The sequence below is a fragment of the Halomonas sp. 3D7M genome (assembly GCF_014897885.1).
GTDB lineage: Bacteria > Pseudomonadota > Gammaproteobacteria > Pseudomonadales > Halomonadaceae > Vreelandella.
The window spans coordinates 1-999 of record NZ_JABUZF010000217.1 but is presented as its reverse complement, the minus strand read 5'-3'; the positions used below and the strand labels follow the sequence as shown (position 1 = coordinate 999).

At 54.4% G+C, this 999-nt stretch carries 1 protein-coding gene; it reads right to left on the bottom strand.

Features of this window, described 5'->3' with window-relative positions:
* Positions 1 to 999, bottom strand: a 999-nt coding sequence (locus INT22_RS12400; RefSeq protein WP_226912681.1) for a proton-conducting transporter transmembrane domain-containing protein, incomplete at both ends; no start/stop codon positions are given.

The window sequence follows — 999 nt, the reverse complement described above, 5'->3', positions numbered from 1 at the left end:
CGGCCAAAGCCATAGGCGCTCACCACCTTCGGCGGCGTTAAGCATGAGTGCCTTCCCTAACGCACCGGATAGTGGCGGTAACCCGGCCACGGCAATGGCACCGATAAAAAAGGTAAGCGCTAGTGCATTTCCTTGCACCAATGGTCGGCCTTTTACGATGCGCGTGCCGGGTTTGCCCCGCTGTAGGCCAATCATCTCCGCTAGCAGGAAAAGTCCGCCGGTAATCAGCGTGGTGTGAATGAGGTAATAGAGGAGTGCTGATGTCGCGGCCGGAGAGCGCATGCCAATGCCAGCCAGTAGCGTGCCTACCGAAATAAGCACCAGATACGCTACCAGCAGGCGTAAATCACGTGCGGCGATAACGCCAACACCCGCGGCGGCTAGCGTTGCTAGCGCTAACCACCATATCCATGGCTGTTCCAGTGCGACTAAACCGCCTGCCTGATCGCTGAATATCAGTGAATAAACGCGCAAAATCGCGTAAATCCCCACCTTTGTCATAATGGCGAATAACGCTGCCACGGGTGCGGGAGCTGCTGCATAAGCGCGGGGGAGCCAAAAGTAGAGTGGCAAAATAGCCGCTTTTAAACCGAAAACCACCAGCAGCATTAATGCCCCAGCGGTGACTAAGCCTTCGCGTTCGGCGGGCAGGCTGGCCAGCTTATGCGCCATATCGGCCATGTTTAGCGTGCCCGTTGCACCATATAAAATGCCCACGGCGATCAAAAACAGTGAGGAGCCGGCTAAGTTAAGCACGACATAGTGAACACTGGCTTGGATACGTGCTTTACCACCACCGTGCAGCAGTAATGCGTAAGAGGCCAGGAGTAGCACTTCGAAAAATACGAAGAGGTTAAACAGGTCGCCGGTTAAAAAGGCCCCGTTAATGCCTAGCAATTGCCATTGAAATAGGCCATGGAAGTTACTGCCTTTTTCATCATCACCGCCGCAGGCAAAAATGACCGCACCGACCGCTAAAATTGCGGTGACTAACACCAT